Annotated in this window: 8 protein-coding genes; 7 read left to right on the top strand and 1 reads right to left on the bottom strand. The window is 67.6% G+C overall.

Annotated elements, in window-relative coordinates; genetic code table 11:
- Positions 1-33: 33 nt before the first annotated feature.
- Positions 34-2,037 (top strand): type VII secretion target, encoded by a 2,004-nt coding sequence (locus AB0H42_RS29890; protein ID WP_357062206.1) that lies wholly within the window; start codon positions 34-36, stop codon positions 2,035-2,037.
- Positions 2,038-2,488: 451 nt separating this feature from the next.
- On the opposite strand, the gene AB0H42_RS29885 is transcribed toward AB0H42_RS29890, so the two are convergent.
- Positions 2,489-3,598, bottom strand: a complete 1,110-nt coding sequence (locus AB0H42_RS29885) for a hypothetical protein (RefSeq protein WP_357062204.1) — start codon at positions 3,596-3,598, stop codon at positions 2,489-2,491.
- Positions 3,599-3,789: 191 nt separating this feature from the next.
- Here AB0H42_RS29885 and AB0H42_RS29880 point away from each other — a divergent pair, with 191 nt between their 5' ends.
- The 6 genes from AB0H42_RS29880 to AB0H42_RS29855 all read left to right on the top strand — a co-directional run bounded on the left by AB0H42_RS29880 (position 3,790) and on the right by AB0H42_RS29855 (position 15,078).
- A complete protein-coding gene (locus tag AB0H42_RS29880; protein WP_357062201.1) occupies positions 3,790-4,752 on the top strand; it encodes an NlpC/P60 family protein in 963 nt (320 codons plus the stop codon).
- Positions 4,753-4,776: 24 nt separating this feature from the next.
- Positions 4,777-6,564, top strand: a complete 1,788-nt coding sequence (locus AB0H42_RS29875) for a hypothetical protein (protein WP_357062199.1) — start codon at positions 4,777-4,779, stop codon at positions 6,562-6,564.
- 634 nt (positions 6,565-7,198) lie between these two features.
- Positions 7,199-8,956, top strand: a complete 1,758-nt coding sequence (gene eccA / locus AB0H42_RS29870) for a type VII secretion AAA-ATPase EccA (protein WP_357062197.1) — start codon at positions 7,199-7,201, stop codon at positions 8,954-8,956.
- 102 nt (positions 8,957-9,058) lie between these two features.
- Positions 9,059-10,612 carry a type VII secretion protein EccB gene (gene eccB, locus AB0H42_RS29865; protein ID WP_357062194.1) on the top strand — a complete coding sequence of 518 codons (1,554 nt, stop codon included), beginning with the start codon at positions 9,059-9,061 and terminating at the stop codon, positions 10,610-10,612.
- The gene (eccCa, locus tag AB0H42_RS29860; RefSeq protein WP_357062192.1) at positions 10,609-14,622 is read left to right on the top strand and encodes a type VII secretion protein EccCa; all 4,014 of its coding nucleotides are present in this window, start codon (positions 10,609-10,611) and stop codon (positions 14,620-14,622) included. The genes eccB and eccCa overlap by 4 nt, the downstream gene beginning before the upstream one ends.
- Positions 14,623-14,742: 120 nt before the next feature.
- Positions 14,743-15,078 carry a hypothetical protein gene (locus AB0H42_RS29855; RefSeq protein ID WP_357062190.1) on the top strand — a complete coding sequence of 112 codons (336 nt, stop codon included), beginning with the start codon at positions 14,743-14,745 and terminating at the stop codon, positions 15,076-15,078.
- The last annotated feature ends 11 nt before the right edge of the window (positions 15,079-15,089 follow it).

Below are 15,089 nucleotides of genomic sequence, written 5' to 3'. Positions count from 1 at the left end.
GGGGAATCGCTGGTGGGAAAGGATTGATCGAGCATGCCGGAATGGTTGGATATCGACCCTGCGGTACTGCGCCAGCTGGCACTCCAGCACGATCAAGTAGCGGCGGAGACCCGGGAATGGGCTCAGCCGCCATCCGAATGGCTCGCCAACTTCGAGCCCACCTACGGCAAAATCGCCAATCCGGTCAAGGAAGCGCTGGAACGGTACTACGACGCTCGGTTACGCGCCGGCGAGGCCCTGGCCAGGGAACACGAGCAAACCGCCCTATCGCTGCGTCAATCCGCCGATGCCTATGAGCGGACCGACTCGGAAGCCGCCGTGAGCGTCAGCGGGCCGGGCGAGGACGCCGGCGGTCGCGGCGCGACGTTCGGCGATCCTGTCACGGCTGGATTCGTGCCCAATTCGACAGCCCCGAACAGTCAGCTGGGTGCACCGGTGGTCACCGGTCCCGGCGCGGGCACGGGTGTCGGCCCATCGGCGCCCCCGGGACAGATGGATCCGGCGGCCGCCGCGAATGGTGCCGCACAGGGCCCGAGCGGTGCCCCGCCCGGACAGAGCCAGAACGGTGTTGCCGCCGGCGGCGTCACCGCCACGCCCGGCACGGTGCCGTCCGCCGAGCACACGGCGGGGGCGGGAGCCGCACCGGCGGGCAATGCGGTCTCCGGCGCCCCATCGGGTGCCGGAACGGTTCCGGCCGGTGGCGCGCCGGTCGGCGGGCTTCTCGGCACCGGCGCCGGCTCCGGCGACGACCGCGGCACGACCACGACCCCGCCCAGCGGCGCGAACGCACAGGACGGGACCGCCGTTCCGGTGACCGGGGCTCCGACACCTTTCAACTCGGCGGTGGCCTCGGCGAAGGACAAGGAAGCCGAGCCCGCCTACATCGTCGGCGATGCGGTGAACGAAGACCTCCTCATCGCCAAGACCCTGCTCGGGGCGGTTCTGGCCGCTACCGACGAGGCGGTGGGAATAACTTGGGCGGTGGCGGTATTGCGTGGCCCCGCCGGTGCGGGTCTGTTCATCACCTCCAACGAGGGCCGGGGCTGGCTCCCCGCCGGTCTGTTCCTGCCGCGCCAGGTGTCGACACCGTGGCTGTGGGACGAACTGCTCGGTGCCGACGGTGAGGTCGCCGCACCGTGGGAGGGGATTTCGGACCCGGCGCGGACCCTGGTCGAATTCGGCCGGGCCTGGGGCGCGAAGGCCAATGCGGTGCTTTCCGCGATCGCCTCCTCCGGTCCGATCGACCCCGGCCTGCGGAGCCGGCTGAGCGAGGTCGCCATGCAGGGTCTCGTCGAGCCCGGGTCCGATCTCGATCTCCGGGTGCTCACCCCCGATACCACCGACCGGCTCGGCCTCACCGGTTCCGCGCCGGCGCTGGAATCGGTGGCCGCGGTACCGGACGCCCGAGTGCGCAGGCGCGTGGTGGAACTCGCGCTGGACGCTCATGCTCAGCTCGGCCGCTCCGTTTCGCAGCATTTCGACAGCTTCGGTTCGCGTGCGATCCGGGATCGGATCCTGGCGAAGGTGGAGGCCGGCGAGGATGTGCCCGCGTCCTGGTGGGACGAACTCCGCGACGCGGACGACCTCATTGCCGCGGAGATGGTTTCGCAGCGGCTCGATGTGGGCCGGGTCGATCTCGGCGCCATCCGGGTGGACGATGAGGTGAACGCACTGCGGGCCATGGTGTGGGACCGGCGCTGCAACGAGCTGGTGGCGCTACTGGCGGAGGAGCCGGACCGGCAAGTCCTGCGCGATGCGGTATACGCGCATCAGGAGATCCTCGCCCACCCCTCGTTCGTGGCTGCTCCGGCGGCCGTGGCCACGGGTACCGAGGAGCAGGTGGTGCGGCCGGTCGCCGGCGCCACCGAGGTTTCGGCCCCGGTGGAACAGGCCGCCGCCGCCACGGAGTCGGCGCCACCGAGTGCGAGCGGTCCACCGACCGGCGCGGTCGCCGCTCCCGAAACCGGGGGTCCACCGCGCGGCGTGCTGCCGCCGTCGGTGACACCGCCGCCCGAGACGCGGGACTCCTCGTCCTGAGATTCCCATGGCAGACCTCCGGTTCGTGTCATGCGGAAGGTCTGCCTGCGGGAAACCGCGCCGCGCGGGTAATCGATGCCCCGGGCTCTATTCGATGTGGGTGGACCGGCCCCTGAGGAAATGCGTGCCGAATACCCCTCACGGCAGGCGTGGCCGGTTATCGCCCAACTGATGGTGGTCGCGGTCGGGCCCGCGCACAGGGGATCAACACGCCCGCGAGGCCGTCCAGGAACCTCGGATTCGGCGCACGGAGATGCCACCGGAGACGCGGGCCGACGAGGGGGCCGGTCATGCACTGTCGGCCGGTCCGTAGTACCGCCCGCCTCCAGATCAGGGTCGTCCGTGGTGTGGGCAGCATGCTGCCCGAGCCGTCGACGCGGGGGGCGGCACATGGAAGATCGGGGTGCGCTGGTTCCCGGGACAGCCGAGGGAAGCGGCTACGGCATGTGCCCTAGACCTGTTTGCTGGGAGTTGTCGGGCCGTACGGAATATTGTTCTGCGGATCGGTCGAACCCGGATTCGGCGCTGGATTCTCGCCCGGTGTGGGCGTCGCGCCGCCGGGCGGAACAGGGGCCGTCGGGTCGGAGGCCGGGCCCTGTGCCGAGGGGGCGGGCTGCCCTTCGGGCTCCTCCTCCCCGTCCTTGTCTTTGTCTTCCTTCTGGCCGACGAGCTGGGGCAGAAGGCCGAGCATGGGCATGAGCGCAATCGGCAGCATCGACAGTATGGAACCGAGACCGCCCGCCGCCGCTCCCGCGGCACCGGCGGCGCCACCGGCGGACCCGCCCGAACCGGACCCACCCGAACCGGATCCATCGCCGGCGGCGCCGACGTTCACGTCCTGCGCGGCCGTGACCACTTCATCCACCTTCACTACCGCGGTGGCGATATGGTCCATCACCGCGGCCGCCTCGGCGGAACTGAGCTTCTTGGAAGCGACCGTCAGCAAGGCGGCGTTCAGGTCGCTCTCGATATGCACGATCTTCAACAGCGTCTGTGCCTGTTCGGCGGCGACCACCTGCGAGGTTCCGTCCACCTGGGCGTCCATATCGACCAGCGAATCCTGGCGCGCGCTCGCCGAGAACACCTGCTGCTTGTACAACTCGACGCCCTTACCCGAGCCCGGCATATCGGCGGCCTGGACCTTGATCGGCGTTCTGCCGCCGCGCGGCGGGGGCGGGGGGTCGGACCGGCCGAATCCGAGCACGTCCACCGATTTCTGCATCGTGTCTTCGGCGTCGGCGATGAAATCGTTCACAAGACTGTTCGTTTCGGACGCCGCTTTCATCCGAACCAGCTCGACCTTGTGCAATGGTTTCGCGGGACCCGATCGGTCGGTGACCAGTAACCCGTTCTCGGTGGCCGGACCGTCGGCGCTCGCCGCGACGGGTTTGCCGGTGGCGGGGTCCGTTCTGCTCATCAGGGTGGTCGGCCGGTCCTCCGGGGCACCGGGGATCGGCTGGCCGGGGCGTGGGTCACCCGGCCGGAGGCCGCCGGGCGGCCGCCGATCGTCCGGGTTCGTTCCGGGGGTGTCGATATCCGCGTCTGCTGTCGCTGTATCCATCCGCTGTCGTCGCCTCCCGTGATGTCTTCTTCATTGTGTTGTCTTCCTAGAGATGGGAATAGGAGGAATGTCGTTCATCCGCGTGTTGTCGCATAGTCGAACGGACAACATAGGCTTGATTGCCGAGGAATTGCCCGGGGTGCTGGGGCAGAGAGGTAAGTCGGTGCGATGAGCGATGATGAGCTGATCGCATGCCGGCACTGACCGACGATGTGCACGGTGTGTTGCGCGAGCTGCTCGGGCTGTACGGAGCCGGGCAGCCGTCCGAACGCGCGGCCGCCCTGCTTGCGCAATCCATGGCGGCGGACCTGTCCCGGCTGTCCGGCGGGGGTGCCCGCGGCTACGGTGACGCGCTGGGAATCCAGCGTACGGTGCTCGACACACAGTACGGGCGGGACGGTGTCGTCACCAAGACCGTCGGTGAGTCGGGGGCCGGGACGCTGAACGGGCGCGGGTTGCTGAGCAGTCAGATCTCCGATCTCCAGGCGCGGATCCAGGCCATCACCACTATCGGTGACACCCGGTTCAGCGGCCCGGCCCTACTCGATTCGGCTCAGCAGACCATCACGAACGCGACCAGGCAGGTGAATGCCGATATCGACGCGGCACGCAGACAAGCGGCTCAGATAATGCCGCCGGTGGCGCTCGCCGAGCGCACTCGAAAAGCGGTGCCCCCGCCCCGGAAGAGGCGACGGCGGCGACCCCGCATGGTTTCCGGGCAACAGACTGTGAATCAGCCCACCCGGCGCGGTATACGCCGCAACTGGGACAAGACCCGAGGCGGGCGGGCGGCGCAGGCTGCCGACGGCGCGCTCGGCCTGCCCTATATCTGGGGTGGCGGTGGCGCCGGCGGGCCCAGCGGGGGCGGTTTCGACTGCTCCGGGCTGACCCAGTACGCCATCGCACAGGCCACGAACGGCGAGGTGGTCCTGCCGCGGACCACCTACGATCAAATCTACGCCGGTGAACGGATCGATCCCCGTGAGGTGCGCGCCGGTGATCTGGTGTTCCCGGCTTCGTCGTTCAGCTCTCGTGGGCCGGAACACGTTCAACTCGCCGCCGGCAACGGTATGGTGATCGAGGCGCCCTATTCCGGTGCCACGGTTACCTATTCGCCCATGCCGCCCAGTGCTGTCGTGGTACGGGTCGTCTGAATCGTCTGAGCGGAACTCTCGCCTTTGGCTATCGAGATACCACACGAAGTGGCGATGTTCCTGAACTTCATCGGCGTCCCGTATCCGGATATCAACGAGGACCAGGTTCGGGAACTGGCGGGTCACGTCCGCACTTTCGCCGACGAGGTCGCTGGGACCCACGGCGCGGCGACCGGCGCGATCACCGACATGGGATCGGTTTACCAGGGGCAGTCGTATCGCGCGCTGGTGGCGTCCTGGGCGAGCTTGAGTTCGTCGCATATGGAAAGGCTGGACGAGCTGTGCCGGGCTGTGGCGACGGCGCTGGAGATCGCGGCCGAAGTGATCACCGTGGTGAAGGTGGCGGTACTGACCGAGCTCGTGGTGCTGGCCGCAGCCTATACCGCGGCGATGGCGGCCACCGTGGTGACTTCGGGGGCCTCTGTGGCGCTGAGTCAGTCCATTTCACTTGCGGCCCGGCGTCTGGTCAAGGCCATGGAGGAGATGCTCATCGGCTACATCGTGGCCGAGGTACTGGGTAAGGCCATCGAGCCGCTCGAGGACGCGGTCGCGGACATGATCAACGGCGTGGTCTACAACACCACTGCCGATCTGCTGGGCGTCGACACCGGCCGCAGCGACGTCGTGTACATCGATCCCGACGAGGTGCGTCGCTACGCCCAGGTCCTCGACGACCACGCGGACGACATCATGAAACACGCGGAGAAGTTCGCCAACGGTGTCGCCGCCCTCGATTTCACGACGCCGGTCGGCCTGCCCGGTGCGAGTGCTCCGGTGACCGAGTCGGGCGGACCCTCGAACAGCCCGGTTGCGGGCGCACCGGTTCAGCAGGTGCCGCAGGAAGTGGCGGCTACCCCGCGGAACTGGATACCCGGAACCACCGCCGGTGCAGTGCCCGACCAGGACGCGGGAGCGCCTGCTCGCGCCGACGACAGGTCCCCGGCGGCGGAGGCTCCGCCGCAGAGTACGACGGGCTCTCCCGCGGCGGGCCCGGACTCTGCCGGGCAGAGTGGTGTGCCGGGCGCGAGCGCCGGAAGCGGACCGGGGCAGACCGGGGATCTGCGGACCCCCGGCCCCACCGTCGAGAGTCCCGCGGTCGACGGGCAATCGGCGGAGTCCCGTGGTGAACGGCCACCGGTCGTGGGCGGCCAGGAGCCGGATTCCGCCGCCACCCGGTCGCCGGTGTCGTCCGGCGACGATACGGTGGGCGCGAACCCGGGCGACGTGGGAGGCCGGGCCGAGCAACCGGCGCAGGGGGGCAGTTCGGGTGGTGCGGATTCGGCCCGGGGCGCGGAAGCCACAAGTGTTCCGCCCGGCCGAATCGGTGATCCCGGGAGTGCGTCGACCGGAAGCGGCGGCGGCCCGGCCAGTCCGTGGAATCGTCAGTCGCCCGCGCCGGGCGGATCGCCCGCCGGCTCCGGGAATACCGCACCCGGGGGACGTGGTCGCCGCCGTGGGACCGAGGGCGACAAGCCGGGCCGTACCGCGGGCGGTCGGCGGCGCCGGGCCGCCCGGCAGAACCCGTGGTCGGCTCGACCGGCCGCGACGTCCACGCCGGCGCGGACGCCGTGGGGTAAGCCGGCCGAGCGCGCGGAGCCGGCGATTCGCGCCGAGCCGGCGATTCCCGCCGTGGCGGCGGAGGGGGATGCGCCACCGCCCGTCGTACCGGCCGACCGGGATCGGAAGGACGGCACCGGAGGGAAAGACGGCGCCGCGCAGGAATCGGCGGGTCGAGCGCAGCAACTGGAGACCGGCGGGCCGGTGGTGTCCGCGCCGGCTCGCACGGACGAAGGTCCGCCGCCGCGCGGGTGAACAGATCTGCGTACCCTCGCAGCCGCCTCGACCGGGCGGTTACTGCGTAGCCCGGAGCGCACTCGATTTTCGCTCGATCAGGCCCCCTGCGGGTGCGGCGGCCGATGGCTCGCTGTTTCCATCGGCCGCCGCGGAGTAGGTCATCAGGGATGAGGGAACTGGTGACCTGCCGCCAACTATAGCTACAAACGATGTGCCGTTCAACAACGGCACTATTATCAGGAGGGGGAATTTTGTCCGGTTCCAATAGCGGGAGGGTTGCCGCCCGACGCTGTCGCTGCCGACGTTGAAAGTAGGCGGTGTCAAGCTGTTTCATGCAATCGCCAGCGCGATCGGTAGGTCGTCTCCGGCTGTTTGCGACGGCGCGGTACTAGGGTCCGGCACGAAACCGGCTGGTACTTTATCGCTGGATTACGGCTCGTTCCCTGATGGGAACATGCTTGATTGGGTTTTGCGGCTTTCGTCCGTATTGCCGCTCGCGTCGGCCCGCCGCCCGATTCGGGCGCCGAATACTCGACCGGCGACCGCGTTTCGCGAGCCTACTTCCCAGTGCCGGGAAATACCCGCCGCCTACTGTCGCCCTCGGGTGGCTTACCCTGCCAGCAGGCGAGGGTCGGCGGAAGGGAAGTCCGAGTTGTCAGCGGCCGAGGACGCGTTCTACACGGGCGTGCAGAGTTTGGGATTGGTCGCCGGTGGGGTGCGCAACGAAGAGCACGCCCGCGCGGCGTTCACGGCGGCCACGGATATCGATCCGGATATGTGCGACGCATGGCTGGGACGAGCCATGGCGGGGGAGGTCACGTCCGAGGTCATCTACGGCGCTTACCGCTCCTCGCATAATCTCTACCGCGATCAGCAGCGTGCCGGCCTGGTGGACCGGGCGCTGTGGTGCCAGGTCGAAATAGGTGTCTTCGGCCTGCGGGTCGCGATGGCCGATCGCGACCAGATCGCCATCGCGCAGGCGTGTGCGTACGCCGACGGAGGCGAATGGCAGGAAGCGGCCGCGATTCTGGACGAGGTGCGCGGTGACGATGTCGCCGATTTCGCGCGGATCGCCCTGTTCTACCGGACCGGGCGCTGGCCCGATGTGCTCACCGCCCGTGCCGCGAAAACCGTACTCGAGGACGGTCTGCTCGATATCGCCGCCGAGCTGATGGCGGCCAGTGCGCTGGCGCATCTCGGCAGGTTCGGGGAGGCGATGCCGCGGGCGCAGCGGATCGTGGAGGACAGTCAGTCCGGGAGTCTTTCCTATATTTGGGCCGATGCGCACTATCTGCTCGGGATGATCCTGCGGCACAACGGCGAGCACGACGCGGCCGACAAGATCCTCAAGGGCCTGCAGGGGTCGGGTCTGTGGCCCAACCGGCCGGACTGGCAGCAGGCGGTGCGCGACAAGAATTTCCGGCTCGAGGTCACCACTCCGGCCGTGATCGCCTCCCGGATCGATATCTGGGATCCCAAATCCGGTGACGATCCCGCCGAAGTGGCGGCGAGCGCGGCCAAGGCAGAACGCGACGAACTGCTGGAAGAGGCATCCAAGCTGCTGCAGTCGCAGATCGGCATGGACTCGGTCAAGGAACAGGTGGATCGGCTCAAATCCGGTGTGCTGATGGACCAGGTCCGGGCCAAGCGCGGCCTGGCGGTCGACTCGCGCTCGAATCACCTCATTTTCTCCGGGCCGCCCGGTACCGGTAAGACCACCATCGCGCGGGTTATCGCCAAGATCTTCGCCGGGCTCGGCGTGGTCGAGAACGCCGAGGTCATCGAGGCATCGCGTAACGATATGGTCGGCACCCATCTCGGCCATACCGCACCCAAGACCAATGCGCTGATCGACTCCGCGCTCGGTGGCGTGCTCTTCATCGACGAGGCCTACACCCTGATCCAGGAGGGCCTGTCCGGCGGCGATGCCTTCGGTAAGGAAGCAGTCGATACGCTGCTGGCCCGGATGGAGAACGACCGGAGTAAGTTGGTCGTGATCATCGCCGGTTACGAGGCCGAGATCGACAGGTTCCTGCAGTCGAACGAAGGTCTGTCGTCACGTTTCACCAAGCGGGTCCGGTTCCCCAGCTACGACCCGGGCGAGCTCGTCCAGATCGCCGATCACATCGCCGGCAAGAAGGATTCGATCCTGTCGGATCAGGCACGGGAGGTCCTGCGCGACCGCTGCACGATGATGTCGGAGGAAAGCAGGAACGGCCGTCGCCTCATCGACCTCGCCGGTAACGGTCGCTTCGTGCGCAATGTCGTGGAGGCCGCCGAGGCGGAACGGGATTTCCGGTTCACTCGTGACAATGTGGATATCGCCGCGCTCACCGACGAAGAACTGATGACCATCGACGCCTTCGATATCACCGCCGCGCTGCAGGGGTTGGCGCCGGTCGGAAAGTAGCGCCCGACGCCCTCCCGGCCGACTGTTCCCAATTCTGGGGATTGGTCGGTTCGGGCGTGCGCGTTAGGTTGTGGCCGAGGTCGGCGGAAGGAACGTATACCGGTGGCACGCTTCCGGGTGGTGACCAAGCACCAGGTTTCGGGTTGGCGGTTTCTGCTACACCGGATCGAGCATGCCCTGGTCCGTCGCGATGCCTCGATGATCGACGACCCCTCCCGCGGCCGGTCCACCGCGCTGGCGGTCGGGGTGGCGCTGGCCTGTGTGGGGATCGCCGGAGCCGCGGTACTGGCGTTCTTCAAACCCGCGAAACCGGTAGGGGACTCACCGATCCTCGCGGAGAAGGACAGCGGCGCGCTGTATGTCAAGCTCGGTGAACGCCTGCATCCCGCCCTCAACCTCACCTCGGCCCGCCTGATCGTGGGACAGCCGGCCAAACCGGTGGAGGTATCGCAGTCCGAGCTCGCGAAGTATCCGCGTGGCCCGTGGGTCGGAATACCCGGTGCGCCCGGGCAGATCAACGACGAGGCGGAGAAGGATTCCGAATGGACGGTCTGTGACACCGCCCGAACCGGTGCCGCGGCACCGGTCGACCAGAAGACCGGCCTGCCGACACTATTGCGTTCGGCGGTGCTCACCACCGCCATCGCCGGGCCGCTCACCGTCGACGACGATGCCGTGCACGAACTGAGCGGCCGCCAGGCCCGGCTGCTCCGCGGTGAGGAAGCGACCTGGCTCGTGTACTCCGATCCGCAACAGGGCGTGGTCCGCGCCGAGATCAATCTCTCCGATTCACCGGTGATGCTGGCCCTCGGGATCGACAGCCATGCGCAGGTGGCCGCCGCGTCGCCCGGACTCCTCGGGGCGATACCCGAGGTCGCGCCGATCCGGGTGCCGGACGTTCCCGGCTCCGGTACCCCCACGACGCTGAAACCGGCGCTCGACGCGGTGGTCGGGTCCATCGTCACGGTCGCCACGCCGAATCAGCCGGCCACCTACTATCTGGTGTCCAATTCCGGGCTGGTGCGGGTCAGCGGGGTGCTGGCATCCATCGTGCGCAACGCGAACTCACATGGTGCGGTCGCGACGACAACGATCGGGCCGGATGTGGCGGCGGCCAACCTTCGTCCCGGCGATTGGCCGGGCACCGCGACCTATCCGGCCGAGTCGGTCGAAATCCTCGATCCCATTCGTGACCTGATCACCTGCTACCACTGGGAGCGTACGGGTACCGATCCGGATGCGCATACCCGGTTGCTCTTCGGCCGGCAGCTGCCGTTGACGAAACAGGAACAGGGCCGCACCGTCGGATTGGTCACCGCGCCCTACTCGGGCGGCACGACCGCGGATTACGCTTACCTGCCCCGTACCTCGGGCAAATTCGTGCAGGTCACCGGCGCCGAGCCCGGCTCGCCGTTGCGTGAATCGCTGTTCTGGATATCCGACAGCGGTGTCCGCTACGGCATCGATGCGGATATGAAGGGTGGCGGGAAGGATCCGTCGCTCACCGCACTGGCGCTGCGTGACCCCGTCCCGGCACCGTGGAGCATCGTCTCGCTGTTCGCCGTAGGTCCGACGCTCTCGGTCGGCGACGCCATGATCCAACACGACGGGATACCGCCGAATATGAGCGGTGTGCAGATGACGGGGAACAAATGACCGCGACGCGCCGTTTCGTCCGGCCGGCCCGGATGGTGCGCGGACCCAAGGCTCCCGCCGTCACCGAACTCCGGCTGCAGCCGCCGACCGAGCTGCCCCGTCCGGTGCCGATGTCCAAGATCAAGATGATCATGCCCGTAATCATGGTGTGCGCCATGGTCGGCATGATGGCGATGATGTTCTCCGGCGGCCGGGCCATGTCGCCGATGATGCTGATGTTTCCCATGATGATGATCGTGTCGATGTTCGGCATGCTCGGGGGGCAGCTGGGTGGTGGCGGAGGAACCAACAGCACCGCGGCGGGTCTGAACGAGGAACGCAAAGACTATCTGCGCTCGATCACCGACAACCGGAAAACGGTGCACGAGGCCGAGACCGAACTCTACAACTACCTCTCCTACACCCACCCCGGCCCGGCCGGTCTGGGTCGTCTCGTCGGCGGTAAGCGGATGTGGGAGGTGCAGGTCGCCAATCCCCAGTTCCTGCGCGTGCGGATGGGGCGGGGGCGGATCGCGAACCAGGTCCGGGTCATCGTTCCGGAGGCGGCGCCCACCTCGGACCTGGACCCCGTCGGTGTGGTCGAGCTGACCCGATTCGCGAAGGCCTATTCCACAGTCGGCGGAATGCCGGTCGCGATCAATCTGCTGTCGGCGCCGCTGGTCGGCCTGGACGGCGACGCCGACGCGGTGGCGGGTCTGGTCCGGGCCATGCTGGCCGAGATCGTAGTCCTGCACGGGCCGGACCAGGTGGCGGTGGCGGCGGTGCTCAACAATCCGGACGACCCGCAATGGGAGTGGTTGAAATGGCTGCCGCATACCCAGCACCCCGCGGAAACCGACGCTATCGGATCGAGCCGCATGGTGTACCGGACCGTGGCCGAACTGCGGACCAAGGTACTCGCCGGGCTCAACCGCGGCCCGTTTTCGGCGAACAACGAGCCGGCGCTGGATAAATCGCACTACGTGCTGGTCGTGGAATCCGGTGGCGCGAACACCGACCGCGACATCTCGGGTATCGACGGCTGTACCTGGTTGCGGCTCGGTGAGTCCGAGCAGTCACTGCCACGGTCGCTGAAATTCACCGTCGCCGCGGACCGCACCCTCCAGGAGTTGACACCACGCGGTAGCCGGTTGGTCGGTACCGCCGACAACATGTCGATCCCGCAGGCCACCGCGGTGGGGCGGACCCTGTCACCGTATCGGTTGTCCACCGTGGTGGAGGCGGTGGCCGCGGAACAGGCCAGTGGCAGCACCTCCTGGGAAGATATGGTCGGCATTTCCGATCCGGGCAATATCCGGGTGGACCGGCAGTGGCCGGTGCGCCGCGACGCCGATCGCAACCGGCTGAACATCCCGTTCGGCCACGACCCCACCGGTCAGGCGGTGCGCCTGGATATCAAGGAATCCGCCGAGGAGGGCATGGGCCCGCACGGAATGTGTATCGGCGCCACCGGGTCGGGTAAGTCGGAGTTCCTGCGCACCCTGGTGCTCTCCGCGATCGCCGAGCATTCCCCGGACGTGCTCAACCTGCTGCTCGTCGACTTCAAAGGTGGTGCCACCTTTCTCGGTTTCGACCGGCTCTCCCATGTGACCGCGGTGGTCACCAATATGGAGGAGGAGGCCGATCTCGTCACTCGTATGGAAGACGTGATCAACGGCGAGATGGCCCGCCGTCAGCGCATCCTGCGTGACGCGGGGAACTTCGCCAGCGTCGCCGACTACGAGAAGGCACGAGAGCAGGGCGCGCGGCTGGAGCCCTTGCCCACGCTCGTGATCATCCTCGACGAGTTCGCCGAACTACTGGAGCAGCATCCGAGCTTCTCGAAGTTGTTCGTCGCGATCGGCCGTCTGGGCCGCTCGCTGCGTATCCACCTGCTGCTGTCCTCGCAGAAGGTGCCGGCCAACCGGATGGGTGAGCTCGAAGCGCATCTGTCCTACCGGATCGCACTGCGCACCAACCAGACCAGCGACTCCCGTGACGCCATCGGCACCGCGGACGCATACCACCTGCCGAAGAAACCGGGTTCCGGGTATCTACGGGTGGGTGCGGGCGATCTGCAGCGATTCCAGGCGGCCTATGTCGGCGGGCCGTATACCGCGCCCGCGCAGGCAACCGCTTCCAGCGCGCAGCGCGCCCGCCGGCCCGGCGGCGGATACAAACCGCCGCAACGGTTCACGGCCGCCTTCATCGCCGAATCACGTCCGGCGCCGGTGGTGGCGGCGGCTGTGCGAGCGCCCGAACCGGAGGACACCGACAGCGAACCGGTGAGCGTGATGGAGACCGTGCTGCAGCAATTCGCGCGGCACGGCCGCCCCGCGCACAAGATGTGGCTGCCGCCACTGGGCGTTCCGCCCACGCTGGACCGGCTCACCGCCGCGGCCGAAGCCGGCACGCTCGTACTGCCGTGGGCGATCATCGACAAACCGCGTCAGCAGCGCCAGGATGTCTGGTCGGTGGACCTCTCCGGTGCGGGCGGCCACGTCGCCGTCGTGGGCGGTCCGCAGTCGGGTAAATCCACTGCTCTGCAGACTCTGATCCTGTCGGCCGCGCTGACCCATACCCCGGAGCAGGTGCAGTTCTACTGCTTCGACTTCTCCGGTGGCCTGTCCGCGATGCGCGCGCTGCCCCATGTGGGCTCGGTGGCCGCGGCGCGGGACGTGGACCGGATCCGGCGGACCTTCGCACTGATCCGTAATCTGATCGCCTCCCGGCAGGCACTGTTCGATCACCTCGGTATCGATTCCATGCGTGAATTCCGGCGGCGCCGCGCCACCCCCGCGGGCGCGGCCGAGTTGTCGTCCTACGGCGACGAGCACGGCGATGTTTTCGTGGTCGTGGACGGCTGGGACATCGGTTTCGCCGTCAACGGCCCGTACTACGACGAGTACATGCCGACCATGGAGTCCGTTGCCCTGCAAGGACTCAACTACGGTGTGCACCTGGTGATCAGTAGTTCCCGCTGGGCCGCGATCCGGCCCGCCCTCAAGGATCTGATCCAGACACGCCTGGAGATGCGTCTGGGTGACCTGACCGATACCGCGTTCAACGCCCACCGTGCCGTGGTGGCCGCGGTGCCACCGAATCGTCCCGGCCGCTGCATCTCGGCCGACGCTCTCCATATGCTCACGGCGCTGCCCCGCACCGACGGCAACGGTGACGCCGAGACCGCGGCTGCGGGGTTGAGTGCGGCGATAGCCCAGGTGAGCCAGACCTACGCGGGCAGGCAGGCGCCCGAGGTCCGGCTGCTTCCGGCCCAGGTGACGATGTCGCAAATCCTGGCCCGGGTCCCGCAGCCCACGAATCTGGCCGAACGCCTTGCGGTTCCGTTCGGTGTCCGTGAATCCGATCTGGGGCCGGCCGTCATCGACTTCGGCGTCTCCACCCATTTCGTGATCCTCGGCTCGACCGGTTGCGGAAAATCGACCGTGCTGGCGTCGATCCTGGAATCCATCCGGACACGGTTCACCAAGGACGAGGCACGAGTACTGCTGATCGACTATCGCCGCCAGCATATGGACGCGTTGCCGCAGGAAATGCTGGTCGGCTACCTGACCAGTGGCCGCGATCTGGTGGAGAATCTACCGGCTGTCGCCGAGAAGGTGCGGACGCGCCGGCCGCCGGACGAAGTGACGTCCCAGCAGCTCAAAGAGCGGTCCTGGTGGAGTGGGCCGGAGATCTTCGTGGTGGTCGACGACTACCACATGGTCGCCCAGCGCGGGCAGATGAATCCGCTGGATGTACTGAAAGAACTGATCGTGGACGGCCGCGACACAGGTTTCCATCTGATCGCCGCCCGCAATATCGCCCAGGCGGATTCGGCCATGTACGACAGCGTCCTCGGGCAGGTGAAGAACCTCAATTCCTCGGGCCTGATCATGGACGGGACCAAGATGGACGGTATGCTCATCGGCGATGTCAAGCCCACCAAACAGCCGCTGGGCCGGGGGATTCTGGTGGAGCCGCTGACGTCGACCAAGGATCTCGTGCAGTCCGCCTGGATCCCCGAATAGCCTCCGCGCGCGGCCGATGAGTGGGACTCCCCACAATTGGGAATGGCTTAGCGTACTTCATGTACCGCTCTGTTGCGCAGACCGGCAACGAGCACGGACGCTTATCGATCGGAGTTATCGATGATCCCCTTCGAAGTCAACCCTGGAGAGCTTCCGGGCATCGGCGCGGCAGTGAGTGCCCAGGGATCCAGCCTGGCCTCGTTTCTGCAATCGGTGTCAGCGTTTACGGTGCCGGAACCTTCGGTGGCCTGTGCCCCGGGCGTCTATATGACGGTAGGTTTCGGTGTCGTCGATGCCGTATTGAACGCCTACCTCGCGGCCTGCAATGCCGAAAGCGGTCTCTTCGCATCCAGTCTCGGACCTGTCTCGGCGACCTTCACGTCCACCGATGCGGTCGGCAGCGCGGAGGTGTCGGCGGTCGGTGGCTCTATTGCCGGCTCGGTGCGCGGCGGCTGACCGGTAACCGA

Source organism: Nocardia sp. NPDC050799, from assembly GCF_040654015.1.
In the GTDB taxonomy this organism is placed as follows: domain Bacteria; phylum Actinomycetota; class Actinomycetes; order Mycobacteriales; family Mycobacteriaceae; genus Nocardia.
This window is presented reverse-complemented; position numbering and strand designations above follow the sequence as displayed.

Excerpts from the sequence above, each read along its gene's own strand:
- AB0H42_RS29890 (WP_357062206.1), top strand. The coding sequence starts at position 34 with ATGCCGGAATGGTTGGATATCGACCCTGCGGTACTGCGCCAGCTGGCA.
- AB0H42_RS29880 (WP_357062201.1), top strand. The coding sequence starts at position 3,790 with ATGCCGGCACTGACCGACGATGTGCACGGTGTGTTGCGCGAGCTGCTC.
- AB0H42_RS29885 (WP_357062204.1), bottom strand. The coding sequence starts at position 3,598 with ATGGATACAGCGACAGCAGACGCGGATATCGACACCCCCGGAACGAAC.
- AB0H42_RS29855 (WP_357062190.1), top strand. The coding sequence starts at position 14,743 with ATGATCCCCTTCGAAGTCAACCCTGGAGAGCTTCCGGGCATCGGCGCG.
- eccCa (WP_357062192.1), top strand. The coding sequence starts at position 10,609 with ATGACCGCGACGCGCCGTTTCGTCCGGCCGGCCCGGATGGTGCGCGGA.